This is a genomic window from Serratia sp. CoH_134_PS_4, from assembly GCF_058190535.1.
The window spans coordinates 47,163-73,873 of the sequence record NZ_JBXWKI010000005.1 but is presented as its reverse complement, the minus strand read 5'-3'; the positions used below and the strand labels follow the sequence as shown (position 1 = coordinate 73,873).

General features: G+C 55.3%; 17 protein-coding genes. 9 read left to right on the top strand and 8 right to left on the bottom strand.

The annotated features are described in order from the left end of the window. Positions 1-218 precede the first annotated feature (218 nt). Positions 219-1,148 carry a fructokinase gene (gene cscK / locus AC2FCQ_RS10090; protein WP_209637392.1) on the bottom strand — a complete coding sequence of 310 codons (930 nt, stop codon included), beginning with the start codon at positions 1,146-1,148 and terminating at the stop codon, positions 219-221. A gap of 578 nt (positions 1,149-1,726) precedes the next feature. Between cscK and AC2FCQ_RS10085 the strand changes: the two genes are divergently transcribed. The 4 genes from AC2FCQ_RS10085 to AC2FCQ_RS10070 are packed head-to-tail and all read left to right on the top strand — an operon-like array spanning position 1,727 to position 14,153. After that, entirely contained in the window at positions 1,727-3,442 is a 1,716-nt protein-coding gene (locus tag AC2FCQ_RS10085; protein WP_490307924.1) for a ShlB/FhaC/HecB family hemolysin secretion/activation protein, read from the top strand. Positions 3,443-3,452: 10 nt separating this feature from the next. Continuing rightward, positions 3,453-3,983: a toxin-activating lysine-acyltransferase gene (locus tag AC2FCQ_RS10080; protein WP_209637396.1), complete on the top strand. Its 531-nt coding sequence runs from the start codon at positions 3,453-3,455 to the stop codon at positions 3,981-3,983. Positions 3,984-3,993: 10 nt separating this feature from the next. After that, entirely contained in the window at positions 3,994-13,734 is a 9,741-nt protein-coding gene (locus AC2FCQ_RS10075) for a hemagglutinin repeat-containing protein (protein WP_490307925.1), read from the top strand. A 5-nt stretch (positions 13,735-13,739) separates the two neighbouring features. Then, positions 13,740-14,153 carry a hypothetical protein gene (locus AC2FCQ_RS10070; RefSeq protein ID WP_209637398.1) on the top strand — a complete coding sequence of 138 codons (414 nt, stop codon included), beginning with the start codon at positions 13,740-13,742 and terminating at the stop codon, positions 14,151-14,153. Positions 14,154-14,192: 39 nt separating this feature from the next. Here the strand turns inward: AC2FCQ_RS10070 and AC2FCQ_RS10065 are convergent, their stop codons facing one another. The 3 genes from AC2FCQ_RS10065 to AC2FCQ_RS10055 form a co-directional block, all read right to left on the bottom strand. Next, positions 14,193-14,513 carry a SymE family type I addiction module toxin gene (locus AC2FCQ_RS10065; RefSeq protein ID WP_209637400.1) on the bottom strand — a complete coding sequence of 107 codons (321 nt, stop codon included), beginning with the start codon at positions 14,511-14,513 and terminating at the stop codon, positions 14,193-14,195. Then, positions 14,510-14,737: a SymE family type I addiction module toxin gene (locus AC2FCQ_RS10060; RefSeq protein WP_490307926.1), complete on the bottom strand. Its 228-nt coding sequence runs from the start codon at positions 14,735-14,737 to the stop codon at positions 14,510-14,512. Before AC2FCQ_RS10060 ends, AC2FCQ_RS10065 begins: the two co-directional genes overlap by 4 nt. A gap of 75 nt (positions 14,738-14,812) precedes the next feature. Further along, positions 14,813-15,169 (bottom strand): helix-turn-helix domain-containing protein, encoded by a 357-nt coding sequence (locus tag AC2FCQ_RS10055; protein WP_209637404.1) that lies wholly within the window; start codon positions 15,167-15,169, stop codon positions 14,813-14,815. A 527-nt stretch (positions 15,170-15,696) separates the two neighbouring features. Here AC2FCQ_RS10055 and AC2FCQ_RS10050 point away from each other — a divergent pair. The 4 genes from AC2FCQ_RS10050 to AC2FCQ_RS10035 all read left to right on the top strand — a co-directional run bounded on the left by AC2FCQ_RS10050 (position 15,697) and on the right by AC2FCQ_RS10035 (position 18,832). Continuing rightward, on the top strand, positions 15,697-17,214 hold the full coding sequence (locus AC2FCQ_RS10050) for a VENN motif pre-toxin domain-containing protein (RefSeq protein WP_490307943.1): 1,518 nt from the start codon (positions 15,697-15,699) through the stop codon (positions 17,212-17,214). Continuing rightward, complete coding sequence (locus AC2FCQ_RS10045; RefSeq protein WP_209637406.1) at positions 17,204-17,470, top strand: hypothetical protein; 267 nt, start codon at positions 17,204-17,206, stop codon at positions 17,468-17,470. Before AC2FCQ_RS10050 ends, AC2FCQ_RS10045 begins: the two co-directional genes overlap by 11 nt. Before the next feature lie 50 nt (positions 17,471-17,520). Beyond that, entirely contained in the window at positions 17,521-18,078 is a 558-nt protein-coding gene (locus tag AC2FCQ_RS10040; RefSeq protein WP_245209960.1) for a hypothetical protein, read from the top strand. 178 nt (positions 18,079-18,256) lie between these two features. Next, a complete protein-coding gene (locus tag AC2FCQ_RS10035; protein WP_209637408.1) occupies positions 18,257-18,832 on the top strand; it encodes an Ail/Lom family outer membrane beta-barrel protein in 576 nt (191 codons plus the stop codon). Positions 18,833-18,875: 43 nt separating this feature from the next. On the opposite strand, the gene abgT is transcribed toward AC2FCQ_RS10035, so the two are convergent. From abgT to AC2FCQ_RS10020, 3 genes are all read right to left on the bottom strand, one after another. After that, on the bottom strand, positions 18,876-20,402 hold the full coding sequence (gene abgT / locus AC2FCQ_RS10030) for a p-aminobenzoyl-glutamate transporter (protein ID WP_209637410.1): 1,527 nt from the start codon (positions 20,400-20,402) through the stop codon (positions 18,876-18,878). Positions 20,403-20,505: 103 nt separating this feature from the next. Further along, on the bottom strand, positions 20,506-21,957 hold the full coding sequence (locus tag AC2FCQ_RS10025; protein ID WP_209637412.1) for a M20 family metallopeptidase: 1,452 nt from the start codon (positions 21,955-21,957) through the stop codon (positions 20,506-20,508). Then, positions 21,954-23,270, bottom strand: a complete 1,317-nt coding sequence (locus AC2FCQ_RS10020) for a M20 family metallo-hydrolase (RefSeq protein WP_209637414.1) — start codon at positions 23,268-23,270, stop codon at positions 21,954-21,956. Before AC2FCQ_RS10020 ends, AC2FCQ_RS10025 begins: the two co-directional genes overlap by 4 nt. A gap of 271 nt (positions 23,271-23,541) precedes the next feature. Between AC2FCQ_RS10020 and AC2FCQ_RS10015 the strand changes: the two genes are divergently transcribed. Continuing rightward, a complete protein-coding gene (locus AC2FCQ_RS10015; protein WP_209637635.1) occupies positions 23,542-24,438 on the top strand; it encodes a LysR family transcriptional regulator in 897 nt (298 codons plus the stop codon). 30 nt (positions 24,439-24,468) lie between these two features. Here AC2FCQ_RS10015 and AC2FCQ_RS10010 read toward each other — a convergent pair whose 3' ends face one another. Then, positions 24,469-26,598, bottom strand: a complete 2,130-nt coding sequence (locus AC2FCQ_RS10010) for a TonB-dependent receptor family protein (RefSeq protein ID WP_209637416.1) — start codon at positions 26,596-26,598, stop codon at positions 24,469-24,471. Positions 26,599-26,711 lie beyond the last annotated feature (113 nt).

Sequence of the window (26,711 nt, the reverse complement as noted above, 5' to 3'; positions counted from 1 at the left end):
CCGGGAAGGTTGTTATTATTTTTGCTAAATTGCTAAACCGGTTTTTCATGATGGAAGATAGTGAGTTGAAAGGCGGCTTGCAATCAAGTTTGCTAACCCGATTCAGCTATTGTGATCAAACCCGCAAATTACACCCTAATGATGAAAATGGTGTGCTCTGGCCCCCAGAGCCAATGGTTCAGGCGAGGGGATTGGGGGCCGGATGTACGCTTAACGGACTAACGCTGGAGGAAATCTTGCAACTCGTCGGTCCGTGGCAACGCGGTCATTGCACCTTTGGCCGTGGTGGCCAGTGCGCCGCAGGCCTGGGCCTGAGCGATGACTGCTGACCACTGTTCTTCTTGTGGCAGAGTACCAAGCTGTGCCAGTGCCGCCAGCAAACCGGCGACGAAAGCGTCGCCCGCGCCGGTGGTGTCGACGGGGGTGATCGATGGGGCGCGGAAGTGACGAATTTGCTTACCGTCGTGCATGCACACACCGTCGCTGCCGAGTGTCACCAGCAGTAAACGGAGCGGGTAGCGCTGCATCATCCAATCGATGCCGCTCTCTAACTCACCGATACTGCTGATAAAATTCAGCTCTTCTTTCGAGATTTTCACGATGTCCGCCAGTAGCAACGCCTTTTGCAAACAGGGACGCAGCGCTTCCGGCTGACGCCAAACCTCTTCGCGAATATTTGGGTCAAAACTGACCCAGCCACCGGCTGCCTTGATGTTCTCCATGGCGGTAAACGTGGTGCTGCGGCTTGGCTCCTGCGACAGGGCGATAGAGCAGACGTGTAGCCATTCATCTGCGTTGAAATCGGGCAAATCATCAGGTTGCAGGAACAGGTCGGCGCTGGGGGTGACCATGAAAGTGAAGGAGCGTTCGCCCGACAAATCGAGATCCACCACCACGGTGGAAGTGTGGTGGTCGGGGTCCTGTGACAGATGGCGGGTATCGACCTGCTCTTCGCTAAGCACCTGCTGTAAGAATGCGCCAAAGCTGTCTTGACCCACACGGCCGATAAAGGCGCTGTCGCCGCCCAGGCGGGCGATACCCACCGCCACATTGGCGGGAGCACCGCCGGGACATTTAAGATAACTGTTTGAATTTTCAGGAACCAGATCGACGACTGCGTCACCCAGCACCCATACGCGATTAACCATGTTCAACCCCTGTTTTCACCCGTGTCAGATGGCGAGCTAAAATAGAAGAACCGGTTTAGCATTGCAACGAAAGAATCCGAAACCTGCTGGTAAAGTCGCATATGGCGGGCCATAAAATGCAGAAATAGGAAATAAGTTATAGCAAGAGGGAATAAGTAACGTGTTGACAATTATAATTAAAAAATAAAAGTCAGATTAATGGAAAGTGTAATTTCCAAATACGGATAATAAAATGTGGCGGTGATTTTAAATAGGATATTTCCTAAATCAAGGTGGCTGCTGAGTATAATCGCGCCGTGATGAATAATTGCATGGTTTAGATGCAATTATTCATGTTAATTAATAGATGCCTCAAGTTTATTTTAATTTTATCTTAAATATATCAATGTCTTACATGTTGCTTTTGGGTGTTATTTAGGTCGGATATATGAGTGACGCACGGTGTTTATATTAGGTGTTTTGTTATCTGGCGCCCATTACGGACCAAAATTAAGTTGATCGTGAGCTATTCGTGCGCATAATGTTTGCGTTTTTTTACAATTCTTATCTTTTATTTGTCTTTCGACAGGGAAAAAGTCATGCGCCATTCCGCCTACTCGTCGCTCAGCCTTGTTGTGCGTAAGGGTTGTATTCCATTAGGCTCCGTTGTCTTGCCGCTGTTTATATACAGCCTACCGCTTCACGCGGCAACGACAAGCAACGAACAGCTGATCATACAGCAGCAGCGACAAAAGGCGCTGGAGCAACAGCTGACACCACCGACACCGGATGTGCGTTTGTCTCCGCCTTCGTCCAGCTTTGGCCGCATTGCTTTCCCGCAGGAAAAAACCTGCTTCCCTATCGATCAGGTGGTGTTAACCGGTCAGGACAAACTCCCTCATTGGCTGCCGTTGCAGCGTATCGCCGATCAGGCGCAGGGCCGCTGCCTGGGCGGGCAGGGCATTAACCTGCTGATGAGCATCCTGCAAAACCGGCTGGTGGATCACGGCTATATCACCACCCGCGTGTTGGCACCGACGCAGGATCTGAAAAGCGGTAAGCTGAGGTTGGTGGTGGTGCCGGGCTACGTGCGGCAGGTGAAACTGACGGCGGACAGCGGCCATTACATTCAACCCTACAGCACATTCCCGGCCCATGCCGGCAACCTGCTGGATCTACGCGATATCGAACAAGGGCTGGAAAATCTCCAGCGTTTGCCGACGGTACAGGCCAACATGGAAATCATTCCCGGTGAACAACCCGGAGAAAGTGATATTGCCCTGAGCTGGAAGCAGGAGCGCATGTGGCGCATTGGCGCTTCGTTGGATGATTCTGGCACCAAGAGCACCGGGCGTTATCAGGGGGGCTTGACGCTATCGCTGGATAACCCGTTCTCACTCAGCGATCTGTTCTATATCTCGGGATCTACCGATCTGCAAAACCAGGGTGGCAAAGGCTCCAAAAACATTACTGGGCACTACTCGGTGCCGTTCGGTTATTGGATGGCCGGGGTGACCGCTAACAGTTATGACTACCACCAGACCGTCGCTGGCCCCTATGTGGATTATCGCTATAGCGGCAAGAGCAAAAATCTGGATTTCCAGCTTAGCCGAGTGCTGCACCGCAACGGCAGCCAGAAAACCACGCTGACCTACGACGTGCTGGCACGCGAATCCAGCAACTACATCAATGACACCGAATTGGACGTGCAGCGACGGCGTACCTCCGGTTGGCGGCTGGGATTACAGCATCGCCACTATATTCAACAGGCTACGTTGGACGCGGGCGTCAGTTATCAACGCGGAACCCGCTGGTTCGGCGCATTGCCTGCGCCGGAAGAGACCTTTGGCGAAGCCACTGCACTGAGCAAAATTGTGCAGCTAAATGCCCAGCTTGACGTGCCATTCAGCCTGTTTAGCCAGAACTTCCGCTACAACGTGCAATACCAGCGCCAGATCAGCAATACGCCGCTGACGCCGCAAGACCAGTTTGCTATCGGCAACCGTTGGACGGTACGCGGCTTTGATGGCGAGCGCACCCTGAACGCTAACCACGGCTGGTTCGTCCGTAACGATCTGGCCTGGCGCACGCCATTGCAGGGGCAAGAATTGTACCTCGGTGCCGACTACGGCGAAGTGGGGGGCTACGGTTCTGACTATCTGGCCGGTCAACACTTGGCCGGTGGCGTGGTTGGCCTGCGCGGCTATGCCTTTAAGGTCGGTTACGATCTGTTTGCCGGCGTGCCGTTTTCCAAACCTGAGAGGTTCAGCACCAGCCCGGTCACCCTGGGCTTTAACCTGAGCTGGAACTACTGAGGGCACGACGATGCGCATAGGCGAATACGATATCAGAGCACCGCTGATCCTCGGTGGTGACGACAGTGAAGCGGAAGCCTTTGGGGCTGCCGTCTGGTTGTGGATGCATTCGCCGATGCATCGCGATGCGCCGCTGCACACGCTACCGACACTGTTGCTGCCGATCATTAAGCGACAACAATATGTGTTGGTTTCACAGCAAAATCAGCCGGTGTTTTTCCTCAGTTGGGCCTGGATGAGTCAAGACGCTGAAGCACGCTATTTGACGCAACCGGCAGTAAATATGCAAGAAAGTGACTGGAACAGTGGCGATCGCTTGTGGTTCTGCGACTGGATCGCGCCGTTCGGCCATACGCGGGAAATGCGTAATCTGATGGTCAGGGAGATATTCCCGCACCTGTGTGTACGGGCGTTGTATCACCGGGGGGCGCAACGCGGCAAACGCGTGGTGAACTTTAAAGGTGCACAGGTCAGCCATCAGCAAGCGCAGCAATGGTGGGCGGACCGCCCGTTAGCCGTCGAGCCATCAGAAATTCAATAAGGACATTGCCATGAACAAGAACCTGTATCGTATCGTTTTCAACAAAGCGCGTGGCATGCTGATGGTGGTGGCGGATATCGCCCGTTCCGGTCGTGCCGGGTCTGCTCGTTCACCGGGTCTGGGCCATACGCTGAGCCAGTGTATCGGCAAAATCAGCCCCGTTAGCTTCAGTTTACTGATAGCTCTGGGGGCTATACAGCCGGTGCAGGCAGCGATTATTGCCGACGGTAATGCGCCGGGTGGCCAGCAGCCGACCATCGTCAACAGCGCCAACGGTACGCCACAGGTCAATATCCAAACGCCAAGCGCCGGCGGGGTTTCTCGTAATACCTACAGCCAGTTTGATGTCGACAAGCAGGGCGCGATCCTCAACAACTCCCATAAAATGACCCAGACGCAGCAGGGCGGTTGGGTCGACGGTAACCCGTGGCTGGCGAAAGGCGAAGCCAAGGTGATCCTCAATGAGGTCAACTCCAGGGATCCGAGTCGCCTGAACGGTTATATCGAAGTGGCCGGCCAGCGTGCGCAAGTGGTTATCGCCAACCCCTCCGGCATTACCTGTAATGGCTGCGGCTTTATCAATGCCAACAGAGCCACCCTGACCACCGGCCAGGCGCAAATGAATAACGGCAACCTGACGGGCTTTAACGTTGAACGCGGCGAAGTGGTGGTTGAAGGTGCCGGTATGGACAGTTCACGGCAGGATTATACCGAGATCATTGCGCGATCGACGAAGATCAACGCTGGGCTTTGGGCTAACGATCTTCAGGTCACAACCGGTCGCAACAAGGTCGATGCGGCGCATCAGCAGATCGACAAACAAGGTGACGATCCCGCTACACGCCCGCAATTGGCGGTAGACGTGGCGAAGTTGGGCGGTATGTATGCCGGTAAGATCCGCATGATCGGTACCGAAACCGGCGTCGGGGTGCGCAATGCCGGTAATATCGGCGCACAAGCCGGTAGCGTGGTGGTAACCGCCGACGGTCGTATTGAAAACAGCGGCAAAATCAGCAGCGGCGGTGACATGCAGCTGGCGTCGAAAGGCGGCGTCGGTAACAGCGGTTCGCTGTTTGCAGCAGGTAATGCTGGTGTCAGTAGTGAAAGGGATGTGCAAAATAGCGGCTCTATCGCCGCGCGCAATAATGTGCGCCTCCAGGCAGCCAGCCTGAACAGCAGCAAAGGCAGTACGCTGGCAGCTGGTGTGCAGCAAGATGGCAAGCTGGGTGGCAGCGGCGAACTGGCGTTGACCACCAGCGGCAAACTGACCGCGCAGGGCCAAAATTTGGCGGCGGGTAATCTGCACGCTAATGGGCAGGGTATGGACATCAGCGGCAGCCGCACTGCTGCTACTCAAGTCACGCTGGATGCGGGGCCTGGGGACTTGACCACGGCCAATGCGCAGGTTGAAGCCACGCAGCAGCTGACGGCCAGCAGCGGCAAGTTCCTCAATAATGAGGGTGGCAAGCTGGCGGCGAATAAACTGGCGCTGAATGCACATGATTTGTCGAACCGGAAGGGCGAAATCACCCAGCTTGGCAGTGATGATTTAACGCTGAACCCACAGGGTAAATTGGATAATGCCGGCGGTCGCATCGCCAGTAACGGTAACGGGCTAACGTTGACGGCCGAGGCGATCGATAACCAGAGCGGTGAAATCGTACATGCGGGCAAAGGCTCGCTGGCGGTGAATACTGGCCGCTTACAGGGCGATAGCGGCAAACTGCTGTCCAACGGCCAGCTCAGTATGCAGGGTGGCGACTACGTGCTGGACGGCGGCACGACATCGGCGCAGCACATCGCGTTGGATGCCGGGAGCCTGTCTAACCGCAAGGGGCAACTGGTACAGAGCGGCGCGGGTGAAATGCGCCTTAGCACCAGGAAGGGGATCGATAATCAGGACGGCCAACTGGCGGCCAACGGCAATGTAACGCTGAATGCCGCGCAGTTAAATAACCAGAGCGGCAAAGTGATTGCCGCGCAGGACGGCAGCCTGAAGGCTCAGGTCAGTGGCGCTATCGATAATCGACAGGGGCAACTGGCAGCCAGCGGCAACACGCAGCTGCAGGCGGACAAGCTCGATAACCGCAAAGGGCTGGTTTCTGCCGCGACGGGCAGCGCTGAAGTGGCGGCGCGACAGGCGTTGGATAATCACGGTGGTCGTATCGAGGCCAAACAGGCCCTACAACTGACCGGTGCCGGGCTGGAAAATCAGGCCGGGCAGGTGGTAGGTGGTGCGCTTTCACTGGCGCTCGGCAAGGGTGCGCTGAACAACCAGCAGGGTATTATCGCCGCCACAGGCGATCTGAGCCTGAGCAGTGGTTCGCTGACCAATGACGGCGGCCTGCTGCAATCTGCCGGTAACATGCATCTTGACACCCAGGGCGCAGCATTGAGCAACCGCCTGAGCGGTGAGACCGGCGGTATCCTCAGCCAGGGTACGTTGACTATCCACAGTGGTGCGCTGGACAACACCCAGGGCATGCTGGTGGGCGCGCGCGCGACCGATCTGTTCACCGGAACGCTCGATAACAGCAAAGGCACGTTGGTCGGCAAGCAAACACTGAACATCAACAGCCTGGCGCTGACTAACGACGGTGGTCTATTGCAGGCGGGTGGCGATGCACGCATCGATACTCAGGGCCAGGCCTTGAGCAACCTCGACAGCGGCAAGAATGGCGGGATCAGCAGCCTGGGCAAACTGGCGATCACCAGCGGTAACGTGAATAACCAGGCCGGCTTTATCGCCAGTTCAGGTGACCTGCAACTGCATGGCGATCAACTGGATAACCGCCGCGGCACGCTGGCTTCCGAGAAGCAACTGTTGGCGACCACCAAGGTGACCAATAATCAGGGTGGGGCGATTAAATCCGGCCAGGATATGGTGCTGAACGCCGAAGAATTGCTGGATAACAGCAATCTGGGGGTGATTGGCGCAGGCAAAAAACTGCAGTTGGACAGCGCGCACCTGGTGAACGATCGGGGCACCTTGGTCAGCGCCGATGCGGCGAAGATTAACGTTGGCCTGCTGGAAAATCGCGCGGGCCAATTGGCGGCGCAGACGGCGCTGGAGCTGCACGGCAACAGCCTCAATAACAACGACGGTGGCTTGATCCAGAGCGGTGGAGGGTTAGATCTGACCGTCGCTCGGCTGACTAATGCCAACAGCGGTGACAAAGGCGGCATCACCAGCCAGGGCGCCATGACCCTTACCACTGGTGTGTTCGATAACGGCCAGGGCGTAGTCATCGCCGGTAAAGGCTTGCAGCTTGACGCCGAAGCGCTGTTGAACGGTGGCGGCAAACTGGTGGCGCAACAGGCATTGGTGCTGAATACCACCGGCGCGGGCGGCCTGAATAATCAGAGTGGCCTGGTGCAGTCGGGCGGTGATATGCGCGTCGACACCCACGGACAGTTGTTGGATAACCTGAACGGCACCTTGCACAGCTTAGGCGAGTTGCAACTCAGCAGCGGTGACCTCAATAACCAGGGCGGTACGTTGGGCGCCAAAGGCGATTTCACCCTGACGGCACTGAAACTGGACAACAGTAACGGCGGGCGGATCATCGGTGAGAAGGCGGTCCGGCTTGCCAGCGCGGGTTTGGATAACCGTAACGGGCAAATTCAGGCGGTCGGCAATCTGTTGCTGGACAGCGCGCAGGGGCTTATCGACAACGCTCTGGGGCTGATCCGCAGCGGTGCTACCGTGACGCTTAATGCGTTGCAGTTCATCAACGACGGCACCAAGGCGGAAAATAAAGGGCTGGAAGGCCAATCCGTAGCGCTTAACACCGGTTCGTTAAGCAACCGTGGTGGCAGCATTCTGGCTAACCAACAACTCACCCTGACCAACGATGGGCAGTTGGATAATACCGCTGGCCAACTGGCCGCGAGTGAAAACCTGCAGTTGCAGGGGGCAGGGCTTAATCTTCTGAACACCGGCGGCACGATCAAAGCCGGTAAGCTGCTGGACATCAATGCAGCAGCGGTCGGTGGCGACGGGCAATTGCTGTCGTTGGGCGATATCAATTTGGTCAGCGCACAGGGCATAAATAACAGCGGCGAGATGATCGCCAACGGCAATTTCAACTTCACCACGCCGGGCGATGTGACCAACAGCGGCAAACTGCTGGCGGGCGCGAAGCTGGATCTGCACGCCAATAACCTCTTTAACGCCGTCAGCGGCGAGATCAACGCCGGGCAGGATTGGCTGACGGTGAACGGCACCCTGACCAACTACGGTCTGATCGATGGCAAGCACACCCTGCTGACGGCCAACACGTTGAACAACATCGGCACCGGCCGTATTTATGGCGACGCCATCGGCGTGCAAACTGAGACCTTCAACAATCTGGCGGAAAACGGCACCGCCGCGACGCTGGCCGGGCGCGAGCGGGTGGATATCGGCACCCAAACGCTGAACAACGACGATCACGGGTTGATTTACAGCGGTGGCGATATGGCCATTGGCGGATTGTTGGATGCCAACTCTCTGGCCAGTGGTCAGGCAGGCACCATTAACAATCACAGCTCGACCATTGAATCTGCGGGCAACATGGCTATATCGGCTGGGCAGATCAATAACGTCAACGACCGTTTCAGTACCGAATTGGTCACCGTTTCCAACGAAAAAGTCACCGAGTACCAGCAGTCGGGCGATCCGGTGCGCTGGAAAGCAGGGGAAGAGGGCGTCTTTGTTGACCGCAATTCATCAGACTCGTTGCTGAACCTGAACACCCCCGGGAAGACCGGTCATAACAACGACAGATTCAGCCAATACGACTACAACCGAAGGGTGCAGGAAACCCAGATCAAGGAAAGCGATCCGGCCAAAATCATTGCGGGCGGCGACATGGCGATCAACGCCAGGCATCTGCTGAACGACAAGAGCCAGGTGATCGCGGGGGGGACGCTGGCGATTAACGCCGGCAGTGTGGATAACGTGTCGGTACCGGGCCAGCGCCTGACCACCGACGTCGGCGAAGTGACCAGCTACTACCGCATCAAGAAGAAAGGGAAAGACAAGCAGGGGCACGATGCCACGGCTTATACGCCGCCGACCACCATTCAGACCATTGCACTGAAACCGAGCCAACTGATTGACCACGGCCAGGTGGCAGGCAACCCGATCGCCATTGCACCGCTGACGCAGCAGGGCACCAATACCGCCATCGGCGCTGCTGGTGGGGTCAATGCGGTGGTCACCGGCACCGATATTTCCGCTGGAATGCAGACCATCGGCAGCGGTGCGCTGCCGGTGATTCAAGCGGTGCCACTGCAACCGGGCCAGCAGTTCGAAGTCGCCAACAAGGTTAATAGCCAACAGGGTGACGCGGCAGACAGCGTGGTGCGTATTGTCGGGCCAGACACCCGCTTGCCAGACAACAGCCTGTTCAAGACCAATCCGGCACCGGGTGGTCAGTACCTGGTGGAGACCGATCCGCGTTTCACCAACCAAAAAGCCTGGTTGGGTTCGGATTACATGTTGGCTAAAGCGACCAATAACCCGGACAACGTGCTGAAGCGCCTGGGTGACGGTTACTACGAGCAGCGGCTGATCCGTGAACAGGTGATCAATCTGACCGGCCAGCGCTATCTGGACGGTTACAACAACGACGAAGAACAGTTTAAGGCGCTGATGGATCAGGGGTTGGCTTTCAGTCAGCAATATAACCTGAAGGTCGGCGTGGCGCTGACGCCAGAGCAAATGGGGCTGCTGACCAAAGACATCGTTTGGTTGGTGAATGCCAAAGTCACCCTGCCGGACGGCAGCCAGCAAGACGTACTGGTGCCGCAGGTGTATGCCCGCATGCAACCGGGCGATCTGGACGGTTCCGGTGCGTTGATTGCCGGGCGTAACGTTAACCTCAACCTGGGCGAAGGCCTGTTCAACAGCGGCCATATCGCCGGGCGTGAAGTGGTGAAACTGAGTGCCGCCAATATCACCAACGTGGCGGGCAACATTCAGGGGGCTGACGTTGGCCTGATTGCTCGTACCGACATCAACAATATCGGTGGGGTGATCCAGGGCAACAACGCGCTGCTGGCCAACGCCGGACGTGACATCAATGCCATCAGCACCACCCGAACGGCGCAGAGCGTTAACGGTGCCAACAGCTTCGAGCGCACCAACATCGACAGCGTGGCGGGCATGTACGTGCAGGGGGCCGACGGCAAGCTGATGCTGCACGCCGGTCGCGACATCAAACTGGATGCGGCGCAGGTGGTCAATAGCGGTGAGAACGGCCAAACGGTGCTGAATGCCGGACGCGATCTCACCCTGAATACGGTGACTACCGCCAGCCGCGACACCCTGGTTTGGGATGGCGACAACAGCCTGAAACAGGGCAACAGCCAGCAGGTAGGCAGCGAAGTGGTGGGCAAAGGGGCCGTAACCCTCAACGCGGGGAACGATATCACTGCCCATGCGGCAACGGTTTCTGCCGGCGATGCATTGAACCTCAATGCCGGTCATGACATCAATATTCTCAGCGGTGAGAACACCCTCGAACTGGACGAGCGCCACAAGGTGACCGGTGGTAACGGCCTGATGTCGAAAACCACCACCACCACCCGCGACACCCTGGATCGCCAGACCGTGCAGGGCAGCACCCTGAGCGGCGACAGCATTAATGTGTTGGCGGGCAACGATCTGCGGGTACAGGGCAGCAGCGTGGCCGGGACTCAGGATGTGAAACTGCTGGCAGGTAACGATCTGAGCATCACCGGTGCGACCGAAAGCAACAGCGAACTGCACCTCAAGCAGGAGAAAAAATCCGGCCTGATGAGCAGCGGCGGCATCGGCATCAGCTACGGCACCGAAAGCCTGAAAACCACGGACACCGCACAGGGGCTGACCAATCAGGGCAGCACCGTCGGTAGCGTAAACGGCAATGTCACCCTGGGGGCCGGCAATAATCTGGCGGTGACCGGCTCCGAGCTGGTGGCCGGCAAGGACATGGCGCTGAGCGGCAAGAATGTGTCGGTGACGCAGGCGCAGGATGAAAACAGCCAGACCCACAAGGTTGAGCAGAAAAAATCCGGCCTGACGCTGGCGCTTTCCGGTACGGTCGGCAGTGCGCTGAACACCGCGGTAGAAACCTCGCAACAGGCAAAATCCACCGACGACAGCCGCCTGGCGGCACTGCAGGGTACCAAAGCGGCGTTGAGCGGTGTGCAGGCCGTGCAGGCTGCGCGTTTGGCGCAGGCACAGGGCGCGGATCCGGCCAATAACAACATGGTGGGGATCAGCATTTCCTATGGCTCCCAGTCTTCCACCTCTACTCAAAACAGCGGGCAGAGCACCGCGCAGGGCAGCAGCCTGACGGCGGGCAACAACCTGAGCATCACCGCGAGCGGCAACGGCGTGAAGGGCCAGGACGGCGACATTCTGGTGCAGGGCAGCCAACTGCAAGCGGGCAAAGACGTGACCCTGAACGCCAACCGCGACGTGAACCTGCTTTCCGCCAAAAACACTCAGTATCTGGACGGCAAGAACGAGAGCCAGGGCGGCACGCTGGGCGTGGGCATCGGTGTCGGCTCCGGCGGCATTGGGCTGAGCGTTTCCGCCAGCGTCAACAAAGGCAAAGGCAACGAGAAGGGCAACGGCACCAGCCACACCGAAACCACGGTTAACGCCGGTAATCAGGTCAACATTATCAGCGGGCGCGATACCAACCTGATCGGTGCACAGGTCACCGGCGAATCGGTCAAGGCCGACGTGGGCCGCAACCTGCTGCTGGAAAGCCAGCAGGACAGCGATCGTTACGATTCCAAACAGCAGAACGCCAGCGCCGGCGGCAGCTTCACCTTTGGCTCCATGACAGGTTCAGGCAGCATCAGCCTGAGCAAAGACAAGATGCACAGCAATTACGACAGCGTGCAGGAGCAGACCGGTATCTTCGCCGGTAAAGGTGGCTTTGACCTGACGGTGGGCGAGCACACCCAGCTTAACGGTGCGGTGATCGGCAGCACCGCCACGGCGGATAAAAACAAACTCGACACCGGCACGCTGGGCTTTAAGGACATCCACAATCAGGCGGACTTCGAGGTAGAACACCAGAGCGTGGGCATCAGCTCCGGCGGCAGCATCGGTAGCCAGTTCGCCGGCAACATGGCCAACGGCCTGCTGGTGGGCGCCAACAACAGCGGGCACGACAGCTCCACCACTAAATCCGCGGTGAGCGACGGCACCATCATCATCCGCGATCAGGACAAACAGACGCAGAACGTCAACGATCTGAGCCGCGACGTCGAGCACGCCAACCAGACGTTAAGCCCGATCTTCGACAAAGAGAAAGAGCAGAAACGGTTGCAGCAGGCACAGCTGATCGGCGAAATCGGCAATCAGGCGATGGACATTGCGCGGACGGAGGGGGATATCCGCTCCATCAATGCGGGCAAGGCAGAGCTAGCGAAGAAAGGGATCAAAGAGCCGGAGAAAGGGGCTGACAAGGAAGAGTGGAAAGCCTACAACGAGAAGTTGCACGCGACAGACAGTTACAAAGCGACGCAGAAAGAGTGGGGTACTGGCAGCTCAGTTCAAAAAGGCATGCAGGCGGCCACGGCGGCGATTCAGGGGCTGGCGGGCAACAATCTTGCGCAGGCGATGGCCGGGGGGCTTAGCCCTTATGCGGCCGGGGTCATCAAGGCGATGACGACCAATGCTGACGGCAGCACCAACGTTGCGGCGAACGCGATGGCGCATGCGGTGTGGGGGGCGGTAGCGGCCAAAGCCAGCGGTAACAGCGCCCTGGCGGGGGCAGCCGGTGCGGCCAGCGGAGAGCTGATGGCGCGTTATATTGCGGGCGAGCTTTACCCGGATGTGAAGCCCGAAAACCTGACGGAAGATCAAAAACAGACCCTGAGCGCGCTGGGAACGTTAGCCGCAGGGCTGGCAGGCGGGCTGGTGGGTGATGGCACGGCGGATGCAGTAGCGGGTGCGCAAAGCGGCAAGAACGCGGTTGAGAATAATGCGCTGAGTGATATTGTACAGGCGCAGTCTGAAGGTAAAACGCTGGAGCAGAAAGCTGGTGAGTACGTTGAGGCTGAAAACGAGCGCTATAAGAAGGTAAACTGCGGCGGAATGAGCGCCGAAGCCTGCTCGGTGAAGATGTACACGGAACGGCGTGAAGCGTTGAAAGATATGGTGTCAACGGGTGCAGATTTTGTACCGGTGGTGGGTACTATAAAAAGTGCAGCGGAGGCACAGTCAGCACTGGATTATCTCAACGTGGCCGCTTCCCTTATACCGGGAGAGCGTGTTGCAGCGGGTGTGCTGAAAGCGGCAGAGAAAGCGCTGGCTAAAGGGGATGTTGCTGAAGCTTCGACACTGATTAATAAGGCCAGTGATGAGATAGCAACCACAATACGCCCAGGTCATAGGCAATCAGAAATTGATGTAGGTAAAGATCTCGGTGACGGATGGCGTGAGCAAGTCAGCTTCAAGGATGGTAAAGAAGTTCCCTACGGTACAAAAGGTGGGGTTCGCCCTGACTGGTGTAAGGGGAATGTCTGTAGTGTTGAAGTGAAGAACTATAACATTGCGACTAATCAGAGCGGGCTGATCAATAATGTGTCTAAACAGGCGATCCAGCGTGCTGAGAATTTACCGACAGGAATGCAGCAGCGAGTCATTATTGATGTGCGTGGGCAAAGTGTGTCAGTAGAGCAAGAGAGAGCAATTATTAAAGGAATTGTCCAGAAATCTAATGGTGCTATCGATCCAGCTGCAATTGAATTCAAAAGGTAACTTGCATGAAACACATAGGATTTTATGGTGGTAGTTCTATCGTTGAGCTTGGCTATCCTTCAGATATGGTTGGTTTTTTTTCTATTTTAAATGAAAAGGTTAATGATAAAGAAGATGAGTGTTTACTTGCACAACTTTATCTTAGATATATTCATTTCAATGACTTAGACAAAACTTATTCATTAATAACAAAATTACGCAAACTTTTACCAAAAGACGTTGAGCAGAGGTTTTTTAAATACTTTGATGGTATTGAACATTGCATAAAATCTGCGAAAGGGTTTTATGAAGACTGGAATATTTATAAGCCGGTAAGAATAGTAGTGACTGACATGCCGGATTTTATGGTACATAGAGATCGAGTTGTAGAGGAATATGACGCATTGGCCTCTGATGATACCCCATTTTGGCTACGTTGAGTTAAAACAAATCCCGGCCTTGCGCCGGGATCTTCACATCTAAGCCCTAAAACCTCCCTCTTCCCGCCGCCGTAATCGGAGTACACTGGGTGCGGCGGTGATCCCGGATCCGGTCCACCAATCCCCACCAATAACCAGCTCGCCATTCTGCCGCACCCAGTCCGCCCCCAGATCCGTGCGGTGCTGGCTGGCCTCGCACAGTGCTTCCCAGATAGCATCTTCGGTAACGGTAGTGATCCACAGTTCATCTGGCCGCAGGGTGAGTTGCAACGGTTCACCGATGCCAAAACCCAACTCGGCCAGCTCAACGCCAGAGATTGTCAGTTCCGGGATAGGTTCAGGAATAAAAGTGATGTTCATAGGGCGCTTCCTCCCGGGGCGGGTACGATGCGGATGATCAACCGCCCCGGTTCTGTGATCACCTCGATCTGCTGGCCGGTGGTAAAGCCGCATTGCTCCAGCCATTTACCCGTAAGGGTGAGTTGCGGCGGCGGGTTGGGCCTGCCGCCGTTAGGGCGATAGCCAACAATGCATTTGCGTGCTTGGGATGCGGCGGGTTCTGACGTAGAATCTGCTCTAGCCATAGTAACTACCTCGTATAGTTGCTTGTGGTGAGCAGTAACAGCAGGTTGCACCCTGCTGTTACTGCGTTATTTTCACTACCCTTCTTTTGTAGCCTTTCTTGCTGAATCCCAACGTCGGGTTTGATAGCGGGTAATCAAACTTTCCAATACTTCGCGGATCACCGTCTGTTCGCTTTCGTTTAACTGGCTGACAGCTTCGAACTGTAATGCCAGTGCATAAGTATGCCCACGTTCATATTCATCAAAAAGTAAGTAATCAGTACTGACCTGCAATGCTATCGCTATTTTTTTGAGAGCATCCAGAGAAGGAAATGCTTGCGCATTTTCATATTTCTTCCAACTGTTTACATGAATGCCGATGGTATCGGCCATATCTTGTTGGGAAAGCCCTAATCTTTGACGTAACTCATTTAATCGGGCAGCTAATGGCATAGAAAACAGAGTCCTGTTAAAGGGAGTTACCCAAATAGTATTTCATTGTTACCCCGTGGAATGGGTTTATGTTTAAAGGGTATCATTATGTTTAAAAAATACATCCTGATGTTTTTAAGTTTGCGAGATACTTCGCAAACCGCTAGTGGTAGAGGAACTTCATATTGGTAGTACAGAAAGGTGCAGGCAAGGATGCCACGGTAGGGCGGTAGCTTGCTTCCTCCAATCAAATCATGACCGGCTCGGGCAGCATCAGCCTGAGCAAAGACAAGATGCACAGCAATTACGACAGCGTGCAGGAGCAGACCGGTATCTTCGCCAGTAAAGGTGGCTTTGACCTGACGGTGGGCGAGCACACCCAGCTTAACGGCGCGGTGATCGGCAGCACCGCCACGGCGGATAAAAACAAACTTGATACCGGCACGCTGGGCTTTAAGGACATCCACAATCAGGCGGACTTCGAGGTAGAACACCAGAGCGTGGGCATCAGCTCCGGCGGCAGCATCGGCAGCCAGTTCGCCGGCAACATGGCCAACGGCCTGCTGGTGGGCGCCAACAACAGCGGACACGACAGCTCCACCACCAAATCTGCGGTGAGTGACGGCACCATCATCATCCGCGATCAGGACAAACAGACGCAGAACGTCAACGATCTGAGCCGCGACGTGGAGCACGCCAACCAGACGTTAAGCCCGATCTTCGACAAAGAGAAAGAGCAGAAACGGTTGCAGCAGGCACAGCTGATCGGCGAGATCGGCAATCAGGCGATGGACATTGCGCGGACCGAGGGTTCGATCGCCGCGACCAAAGCCGCCAACGAGAAAATGAATAACGTTACCGATGCCGATCGCAAGGCAGCAGCGGATAAGTTGGCGAAAGAGAAACCGGGCAAGGTCATCACCGACAAAGATATCAACGCGCAGATTTACCAGACGGCCTATAACCAGGCGTTCAGCGAGTCGGGCTATGGCACAGGCGGCAAGGTGCAGCAAGGCATGCAGGCGGCAGTTGCCGCGGTGCAAGGGTTGGCCGGTGGCGATCTGAAGGCCGCGATTGCCGGCGGGGCTGCGCCGTATCTGGCGGAACAGATTCATCTTCTGGCACCCAATGAGGAAAGCAGAATTATCGCGCATGCCGTGGTGGCTGGCGCACTGGCAGAACTGCAAGGTCAGTCGGCTGCTGCCGGTGCTGCGGGCGCTGCAACGGCAGCATTGGGTACCAAGGCGATCGCCGAGGCGATGTTCGGCACCAGCGATTTCAGCAAGATGAGCGAAGAGCAGCGCCAGACGGTTTCCGCGTTGGCTACTCTGGCAGGCGGTTTGGCCGGTGGTCTGGCAAGCGGTGATACGGCGGGGGCGGTCGTTGGTGGACAATCAGGTAAGAATACCTCTGAGAACAATGACCAGTTTAGTTTCCCTCCAGGGATGATGAGTTCTGGTCAAGCTGCGTTCACTTTGGGCAGGTATATGACAGAGCATGACGCGACTCCGGAACAAATGACTACGGCACAGTCTGATTTGGCGCGTGGTTTGGGAACTGGTGCACCACAGCCTGCAACCGAGTTTGTTAAGGCTTGGGCGCTATTGATGAGTGGTGTCGGGGGGGCTGTCATAGCACCAACTGCTGGTACTGCGGCCGTTATTGGTGGCGGGGCCTTCGGTGGTATTTCTGATGCGGGTAAGCAGTTGCTTACTATGAAGCCAAATGAGACATATAGTTACACCGATACTTTAATAGCCATTGGTACCGGCGCATTAACGCAGGGTAAAGGGCTGGTACTTTCAGAGGCCGTAAATACAAGTGGTGCATATTTAGGAAGTAAAGTTAAAGGTGAGGATGCTACAGGTGCTGTAACAGGTGCTGTATTTGGTACATTCATCGGTTATAAAGGTGGCGAAAAGATAACCAAGGGAATTATATCTAAAGGCATATCACCCATTACTGCTGAAGCGGCTGGGGTTGTGGGTGGCGGTGTGGCCGGGACAGTGGTAGGCGCTGGGATTGAGGCTGGGATGAAAGCTGAGGATAAAAATAATGGAAAATAAACGTGTAGGTTTCTCAATGTTTTTATATTTATTTTTTTCATTTTCATTGTTGATAATAGCAATAGCTATTTTGGCGAGTTTTATTGCGCCAATAATTTTCTTCGTCCGTAATGGGGTTTTTGATTATCGGTTAGAGACGTTTGTTTTTGCTTGCAAAGCTGGGGCAGGTGCTGGTATTCCATTAGGGATTGGCGTTTGGGTGTTTGCGAAAATAGAAGAGATACGGAAACGAAAACTAAGCGATAAAGATAGGTGACTCTATTTTTTAACCGGTTTTTTTATGATGTATATGAGAGGGATTTTGTGGTGAGATTAAAATTAATTGCCGTTTTTCTATCAGTCACTGCTGTTTCTGGCTGTTCCGTGAACTTAACAAAATCTGTTGATGATTACGCAGGGGCGGATTTTGCCAGGATCAGGGTAAAAAACTACCTGCCACCATTAACTCTTGAAGTTTATGAAAAAGCAGGACAGTGCTACAAGCTTGTGGATGCCAAGAGCTTGACTGCGGGTGTTAATGTCATTGGTATCAAGTCTACCTACAATAAAAAATTACCGGGCATGTTGCCGCCGTCGCCTGAAATGCAGGGCATGGATGCGATAGAGTATAAAATTAAAGCGAATCAGCATGTCAGCATCACCTATAAAGAAGAGACGTTTAGATCGCAATATAATCAAACTATAGCTACGCGTTCAAGCAGTTTCATTCCGGAGGTTGGTCATGATTATGATATCTACCCAGTCAACTCGGGGGTGAATATTGTTGATCTGACTAGCAGCAACCATGCACCAAAGTCTTGGGGCAATGAAGACAAAGAGTGCAATTATAAAACAGGGCTGCTGGGAGGGAGGAATTACTATTGATGCGTGGCAGCTCGCAAGTTACCGGTTTCACTGATTAATTATTATGTCGGACCTGCTAGTCTTTAACCTTATCTATTATTGGGTTTGATAAGATTAATTCAATTATTTATGCCGTTAATACGGCATGGAAAGCTATTTTTGTACCTAAGTTGTTCCACTTACTATTAAGGATGATTGCATGAAAAAGTTAGCTATTGCCACTCTGGCCCTTTCTACCTTGGGCTTCGGTGCTGCGGCACAGGCTGGCCAAAGCACTATTACCGCCGGATATGCGCAGAGCAAGGTGCAGGACTTCAAAAACATCAACGGCGTGAATATCAAATACCGCTATGAGTGGGATTCGCCAATCAGCGTTATCAGCTCATTTACCTATATGAGCGGTGATAAGGACGAATCGTACAATGTTTATCGTGATGTGGTTAATAATCATGCCGAAGTGAAATATTACTCGCTGTCCGTTGGCCCGGCATACCGTTTTAATCAATATATCAGCGTTTACGGGTTGCTGGGTTTGAACTATAACAAGGTTGATTACACGTCCTCCTGGAGCAATTACGCTTACGACACTTACGAATATATGGGTGAAGAAAGCGGTAACCAGAAGAAAACCTCCTTTATGTACGGCGTCGGTTTCCAGGTAAACCCAATGGAAAATCTGGCGGTGGATATCGGTTATGAAGGCTCCAGCCTGGATGCAGGCGGTAAAAATCGCTCTATCAACGGTTTCAACATCGGCATTGGCTACCGTTTCTGATAGTTGAATGAGTCAGGCCTCCCCGAAGGGAGGCCGAACACGCTTACTCCATCTTCGGATAGACCCCCGGCCCGATCGGCAGGCCGAGTGCGTACCACGCCAGCAGCAGCAAAATCCACACGGCAAAGAACACTAACGGATAAGGCAGGATCAGCACGTAATAGGTGCCGAGCTGGGCATCTTTGCGGTAACGCTGCAGGAAACCGAGGAACAGCGGCAGGAACGGAGACATCGGTGCCAACGGCAGCACCGAGGAGTCGGCAATGCGGAAGATCATCTGTGCGAACGCCGGGTGGAAGCCCAGCAGCATAAACATGGGCACAAAGATCGGCGCCAGTATAGACCAGATAGCAGAGCCGCTGGCGATAAACATGCACAGGAAGGCGGAGAGGAACATCAGGCCAAGGAACGCAGGGGCGCCGCTCATGCCGGCGGCTTCCAGCATGTCGGTCAGGCCGATGGCCATAAACTTGCCCATGTTGCTCCAGTTAAAGAACGCCACGAACTGCGACAGCGGAAACACCATCACAATAAAGCCAGCCATGCTTTTCATCGGCTCTATCAAGTGGTGGGGAATATCGTCAGGCCGCTTGATCTGTTTGGTCACCACGCCATAGGTAATGCCGACGGTGAAAAAGAACAGGATGATGATCGGCACAATTCCTTTAATGAACGGCGATGGGATCACCGAGCCGGTTTTCGGATCGCGCAGCGGGGCGGCTTCCGGCACCACCAGGGCGGCGATAATGGCGATAAACACCAGTGCGGCGATGCCGCTCATCATCAGCCCGCGGTTTTGCAGCGGGGTCAGCGCCTCGATCTTGTCCTCCGCGCTGCCGTGCCATTCTGGCAGCCTGGGTTCAATAAACTTATCGGTCAGCAGTGCGCCGGCGATGGTCAGCACGATCACTGAGGTAGCCATAAAGTACCAGTTGTCGATCACACTGACGTGAACGGCGGCGTCTACCGCTTTGGTGGCCTCGGTACTGATCCCGGAGAGCAGCACGTCGGTGGTGACGATCAACAGGTTGGCGGTAAAGCCGGAGGCCACCCCGGCAATAGCGGCTAATAGCCCGGCTATCGGGTGGCGCCCCACCGCCAGAAACATCAGCGCGCCGAGTGGCGGCATCACCACCAGTGCGGCATCCGATGAAATATGGCTGAAGAAGGCGATAAACAGCACCATGTAACTGGCATAGCGGGCGCTAACGCGTGAGGCCATTTTGTACATCAATGCCTGCAACAGCCCGACTTTCTCGGCCAACCCTGCACCGATGACCAACGCCAAAATGGCACCCAGCGGCGCAAAGCTGCTGAAGTTATGAATGATATTCGGGAAGATCCACTGCATGCCCGCCACGCTCATCAGGTTATTCACCTTGATCAGCTCACCGGTGGCCGGGTTCTTCACCGCCACGTCCAGCCAGGAGAACAGCGCGGTGGCCAGCATTAAAACAACGATTAAATAGACGAACAGTAAAAATGGATTGGGGATTTTATTCCCGATGCGTTCTACCCAGTAAAAAACGCGGCCGGGGCTTTTATTCGCTGACGTTGTGACCTCACTCATTGACTTACCCTCTGTGTTTGTCCTGTTGTGTTTATTTTTTATTATTTGATTTAATTATAATTATTTTTACTGGCCCGGTTTGCGGGCCTTTGCAGCGTAGTCGTTATTTTAACGGTGAAGGTTTAATGCCCGCGGGGATTGGGCAACTGTAGGGGTGTTCTGCGCGTTGGCGTTTGAACTCTTGTCGGCAGTCTGCCAGAAGGTTGCTGTCGCTCAGCAGTTCGATGGCAGTGGCAGCCATGATCTTGCCCGCCAGGCACATGCCTTTGTGGGCGATAGAGGTACGGCCCTGTGCTACCAGTTGCCAGGTGTGCAGCGGGGTGCCGAATGCAAAGCACGGGCTGAAGCACTGCGCGGTCGGTGCCACCCAACTGACGTCGCCTACATCGGTCGATCCGTACAACAAATCCTCCGATGCCACATAAGGTGCGACCTCATCCATCAACACCTTGTCACCCAACTGCTGTACCCATACACGGCCAGCCGCACCGCCGGTACGGGCGATATTCAGCCTGGCATTGCGCAGGTCGTCCTTGTTCAGCGTTTGGCGGATCTCGGTGGCGAATCTGCGCTCCTCCTCACTGTATTCCGGCAGGCCGAAGTCACAGACATACCGATACATCACCTGCTCCATGCTGCGGTTCGGCACGTAGTTGGAGCAGGCCTTATCGAAACGCACCGTCATTTGGGTGTCGGTCATTAGCGCCGCGCCTTTAGCGATGTTGATCACCCGCTGGTAAATATCCTGCGCCTGATCGAGCTGCGGCGCGCGGATCAGGTACAGCACTTCTGCGTCGGCTTGCACCACGTTGGGCGAACTGCCGCCGGTGTTGGTCACCGCATAGTGCAGCCGCGCTTCCTGCACGATGTGCTCGCGCAGGAAGTTAGCGCCGGTGTTCATCAATGTCACCGCATCCAGCGCACTGCGGCCAAGATGTGGCGAGTTAGCGGCGTGAGCGGCGATCCCTTTGAACTGAAAGGCTGCCTGAATATTGGCTAAGGTGCTGGTGTTGAACATGCCGCTGAAGCCTTCGGGGTGCCAGGTGAGGGCGGCGTCGACGTCATCGAACAGCCCTTCGCGCACCATGAAGGTTTTACCGGAACCGCCTTCTTCGCCGGGACAACCATAGAAACGCACGGTGCCGGTCAAGCGCTGCTGCTGCATCCAGGCTTTCACGGCAAAGGCGCCCGCCAGCGCGGCAGTGCCCAGCAGGTTGTGACCACAGCCGTGGCCGTTGCCATTTTCCACTAAGGGTTCTGGTGTGGCGCAGCCTGACCGTTGACTGAGCCCGGCGAGGGCATCGTACTCGCCCAGCAGGGCGATCACCGGCTGGCCGCTGCCGAAGCTGGCGATAAACGCGGTTTCAATGCCGCCAACGCCACGTTCAAGCGTAAAGCCTTCCTGCTCCAACGCGTCAGCCAGCAAATTGGCGGAATAGGTTTCGGTAAAGCGTGTTTCAGGGTGATCCCAGATACTGTCGCTCAGTGCGCTAAAACGTGGCTGGTGTTGGTCAATGTAGTGATTGATAAATGCCAGCAGTTGCGGATGGCTCATGCTTTGCTCCTGAAAGTAGGCAGGTTCAGCGCCAGAGACGCCAGCGTTTTCACCGCAACCGCCATGACCTGTTCGTTAAAATCAAACTTCTCGTTGTGGTGCCCCGCGCTCAGTTCGGTACCGAAAATCACATAGGAGGCCTGTCCGCCGTGGGATTTGACCCGTTCCATCATGTAGGTCGCGTCTTCTGAACCGGCAGCCTGCTCACGGCGATCAACGACGGAGGACAGCTCTGTGATGCTCTGCGCCTGTTGGTGGATATAGTCCACCCAGGGTTGGGTTGGTTTGCTGCTTTGTGCCGCCCCCATCAGTGTGACGTTGTATTCCACACCGTGCATTTTGGCTGCCCCGTCGATCACGTTCAGTGCCTGTTGGTAGACAAATTCGTTGATGGCGTTGGTGGCGCCACGGGTTTCCACTTTCATAAAGGCCTGATCGGCAATCACGTTACGGCCAGTGCCGGCGTGCAATACGCCGACGTTGATGCGTGAACTGCCTTCGCTGTGGCGTGGGATGGCGTACAACCCTAATGTGGCCTGCGCCGCCGCCAGCAGGGCATTACGGCCATCTTCCGGTTTGGCACCGGCATGGGCGGCTATGCCGCGGTAGGTCACATCCAGCTTGCTGGTCGCCATAAAGCTGTCGCTGCCGCACACCAGTTCACCGGCGGGTACGCCAGTGCCAATATGCACCGCAGTGAAGAAATCAACGTCGTCCACCACGCCGGCTTCCACCATGGATTTTGCCCCGCGGGTGCCTTCTTCCGCCGGTTGGAAAATCAGTTTGATGGTGCCGCTAAGCTGTGGTGCCAGGCGCTTGAATACGTGTGCCAGCCCCAGGCCAATGGTGGTGTGGCCATCGTGACCGCATGCATGCATCATGCCGCTGTTGCAGGAGGCGAACCCTTCGCGGAACGGCAGGTGGTCCGGCTGTAGCTTTTCGTTGAGATCGAGCGCGTCCATATCCACCCGATAGGCGATCACCGGGCCAGGGCGTCCGGTGTCCAGCGTGGCAACAATACCGGCGAAACCGCCGGAAAAGTGCGGCAGCCATTTTTCCAGCGCACCTTGTTCGCGGGCGCGTTGTTCTTGCCTTTGTAAGGCTTCGGCTGATGGAAGCCCCATGCGTGCATCGGCATTAATGACTTCGCGGCCCAGTTGCAGGCGATAGCCAAGCTTGTCCAGTTCTTCAGCCACCAAAGTGGCAGTGCGGAACTCAAACCAACCGGACTCGGCATAGCGGTGGAAGTCACGGCGCCAGGCCTGGAGTTGCGGGTACAAATCGGTCACCAACATCGAAAGCGGATTATTCATTGGGAGATCTCATTAGTTATCGCGCCCAGATAAACGCTGGGCAGCAGTGGTGCTCTGAACTGGAATCAGAGGGTGAAACTATTTAATGAAAATGGCGTATTTAGTGACTAACTACCGTGAAGAGCGCTTATCGCCGCAGAAAATGTGCTTAATTAAGCGAAATAAGAATTTGGTTATTTATTATGTTTTTTTCGAATGTACACAATGGAATCAGGCTAAATAAGATGCCAATATCTTGCTATTGATAAACAACGGTTATCACCCTTTGCCTATGCCCGCCTCAATAAAATTGCACCAATTACGTGCGTTTGTCGAAGTCAGCCGACAGGGCAGCATCCGTGCCGCCAGCCGCACCTCACGCCTTTCTCAGCCCGCACTGACCAAGTCGATTCAGGAACTGGAACAGGTGCTGGGAGCCAAGTTGTTCGTCCGCCGTAGTCAGGGTGTGGTGCTGACCGACTGCGGCGATAACTTTTTCCAACATGCCAGTCTGATCCTCGAAGAACTCCGCGTAGCGCAGGAGGATATTCAGCAACGGCTGGGGCTGGCAGGGGGATCGGTGAATATCGGCGTCGGCGGCAGTATTGCGCGAACGGTGATGCCACAGGTGATTACCCAGTTTCATCGTGAATACCCGAAGGTTAAAGTCAGGATTGTTGAAGGGCAGTTGGTGTCGATGATCCCGGAGCTGCGCCAGGGTGAACTGGATTTTACCGTCAATACCTATTACCCCAGCAGCCTGGATAACGAATTGCAGTACGAACGGCTGATGGAGAAAGAGTACAAGGTAGTGGTACGGAAGGGCCACCCGATGGAAGGGGCCACGTCGCTCAAGCAATTGCAGCACTGCGACTGGACCATGCCGACGCCAAAAGGCAGCTATTACCGGCTGCTGCATGATTTGTTCGGGGATTTGGGGATGGCGCCGTCGATCAGTGTCACCTGCGAGACTTTTATGGCCTGCACCAGCCTGGTGGCGCAAAGTGACTTCGTCAGTATTTTATCGGTAGATGTGATCTCTGATCCGATATTGGGCAAGCATTTGGTGCCGCTGGCGCTGGAGGAAAGTCTGCCAAAGGCGACGTTTTATCTGATTCAGCGTAAAGACACCACGTTGACGCCGATGGGTGCACACTTGGCGCGCTTGTTTCGTCTGCACTGTCGGTGAGATTAGCGCCCCCGAAGAGGGCGCTGATGCTTAGAATGCCACGGAACCCTGCACGAAGAAGGTGCGCGGTTCACCGACGTACTTACCAAAGTTGTTGTCGTTGGAGCGGGTGAAGTAGCGCTGATCGAACAGGTTTTTTACCCCGGCACCCAGCGTCAGGTTCGACAACTGCGGCCCAAAGTTATACTCCCCACGCATATTCCACACCATATACCCGGCGATGTTACCAAACTGGCCGTCGGCGCTTTCCTGGGTCACGTAATCCGGCCCGGTGCCCGGAGAGTGCTGCTTGGACTGAGCATAGCTGTCCAGATTCCACACCCAGTTACCTGTGGCGTAGCGGGTGCCGACGGTATACACCTGGCGTGAATAAAACGGCAGGTCTTTACCGGCGAAGTCGCCTTTGTCGGTGCTGGCCTTGGTGTAGGTGTAGCTGGTATAGACGCTGGCGCCGTCCAGCATGCGGCTGAGTTCGCTGAGATCATAGCTGAGTGCCAGCTCGATCCCCTTGTGCTTGGTCGCCCCCATGTTGGTCCAACCCACATCGTTGCTGATGTACTGCAATTGGTTGTCGAAGTCGATGTAGAACAGCGTGGCTTCGGCTTTGACGATGGTGTCGTCATAGCGGGTACCGAACTCATAAGTATGGGCTTTTTCTGCTGTCAGGCCCGGTGCCGGCTGGTTGCCGTTGCCGCCTTTGGTCAGCTGGAAGTATTGCATGCTGCCGAATGAGGTATTGGCGTTGGCGAACAGCTTCCAGGCGTCCGACATGTGGTACATGACATTCAGTGACGGCAGCGGTTCGCTGTAGCTCTTCTCGCGGCTGATGTTGTTGAATGAATCATCGACATGGGTGCGGATGCTTTCATAGCGCAGGCCAGGAGTCAGCGTCCAGTTACCGACGTTAATGGTGTCGTCAATGTACAGTGCGTGGGCCGCCGTGCCGCCGGAGGTGTGCTGGTAGTAATCCGGGGTTTCCGGCGTGGAGCCGATATTCGCCGGGTTGTACCAGGCGGAGCGCGAGGCTTTCTCGTCCATGGTTTCGTTCAGGTAGCGGTAGCCGAGGGTGATCTCGTGTGCCATGTCCCAGAAGCGGAAGACCTGCGAATAGCTGGGTTCAATCGCCCAGGTGGAGTAGTGGCGCGGGTAAGACACCATGCGCTTCATACCGGCGTTTTTGCCGGTGCCTTCCGATTCGATACTGCTACCGCGATAGCTGTCGGTGAAGTAAGTCAGTACTTCGAACTGCTTGTCGTCTTCCTGGTGCTTATATTTGAACGACATGTCCTTGCGACGGCCTTCAAACTGGTCCCACGGGCGGGTCGACTGGAACGGGTTTTGTGCGTACTGCGCGCTGCTTAGCCCGCCCGGCATTCCTGCTTTGGCATCGTAATAATGGAAATTGGCCAGCAACTCATCACGATCGGTAAACGCATAGCGCGTTTTCAGCATGACGTCGTCGATATCCGTGTTGTCATTATTGTCGCGATAGCCCTGGCCGTGCAGGCCGGAATACAGCAGTTCTGCGCCGAAGCCGTTGTCAGCGGTGCCACCGAGCGAGGTGCTGGTCAGGGTTTTCAACCCGCCGTGGCTGGCCCCCTGGGTTTGCACGCTGGCTGAGCCACCAAAGGTTTTCGGAATGTCTTTGGTGACAAAGTTAATCACGCCACCGACGTTTTGTGGCCCGTAACGCACCGCACCGCCGCCACGCACCACGTCAACCGACTGCAGGCTGCCAATCGACAACGGTGCCATCGACAGCTGTGGCTGGCCGTAAGGGGCAACCGCCAAAGGTACGCCGTCCATCAAAATGGTGGAGCGGGGAGAGAGGCGAGACGTCAGGCCGCGCACACCGACGTTGAGCGAAATATCGCTACCGCCGGTGCCATTGCTGTCGCGTACCTGTACGCCAGGCACGCCACGCAGCGTATCGGCGATGGTCTGATCGCCTTGCTCATGCATCTGTTGTTCAGTAACGATGGATCTTGCACCAGGGTGGTTAAGCAATACGGAGCTGGTGTCGGGGTTATCCAGCCAGTTGCCAACAACGGTTATGTTGTCAGTGGGCGTTTGGTTTTGAGATTTATTATCAGCAGCAAGGACGGGTAGCGCCATGGCAACGGACGCTGCCAACAGAGAAAGACGAAAAAGGATTGACATAATAATGCCTTAAAAGTTTCAAACCCAGATGTGTTTTTTTAGAAATGACAATCTTAATGATAATTATTGGCAAGTAAATAACTTTGTTGCGGAATAATTCAGCGGGCAATTAA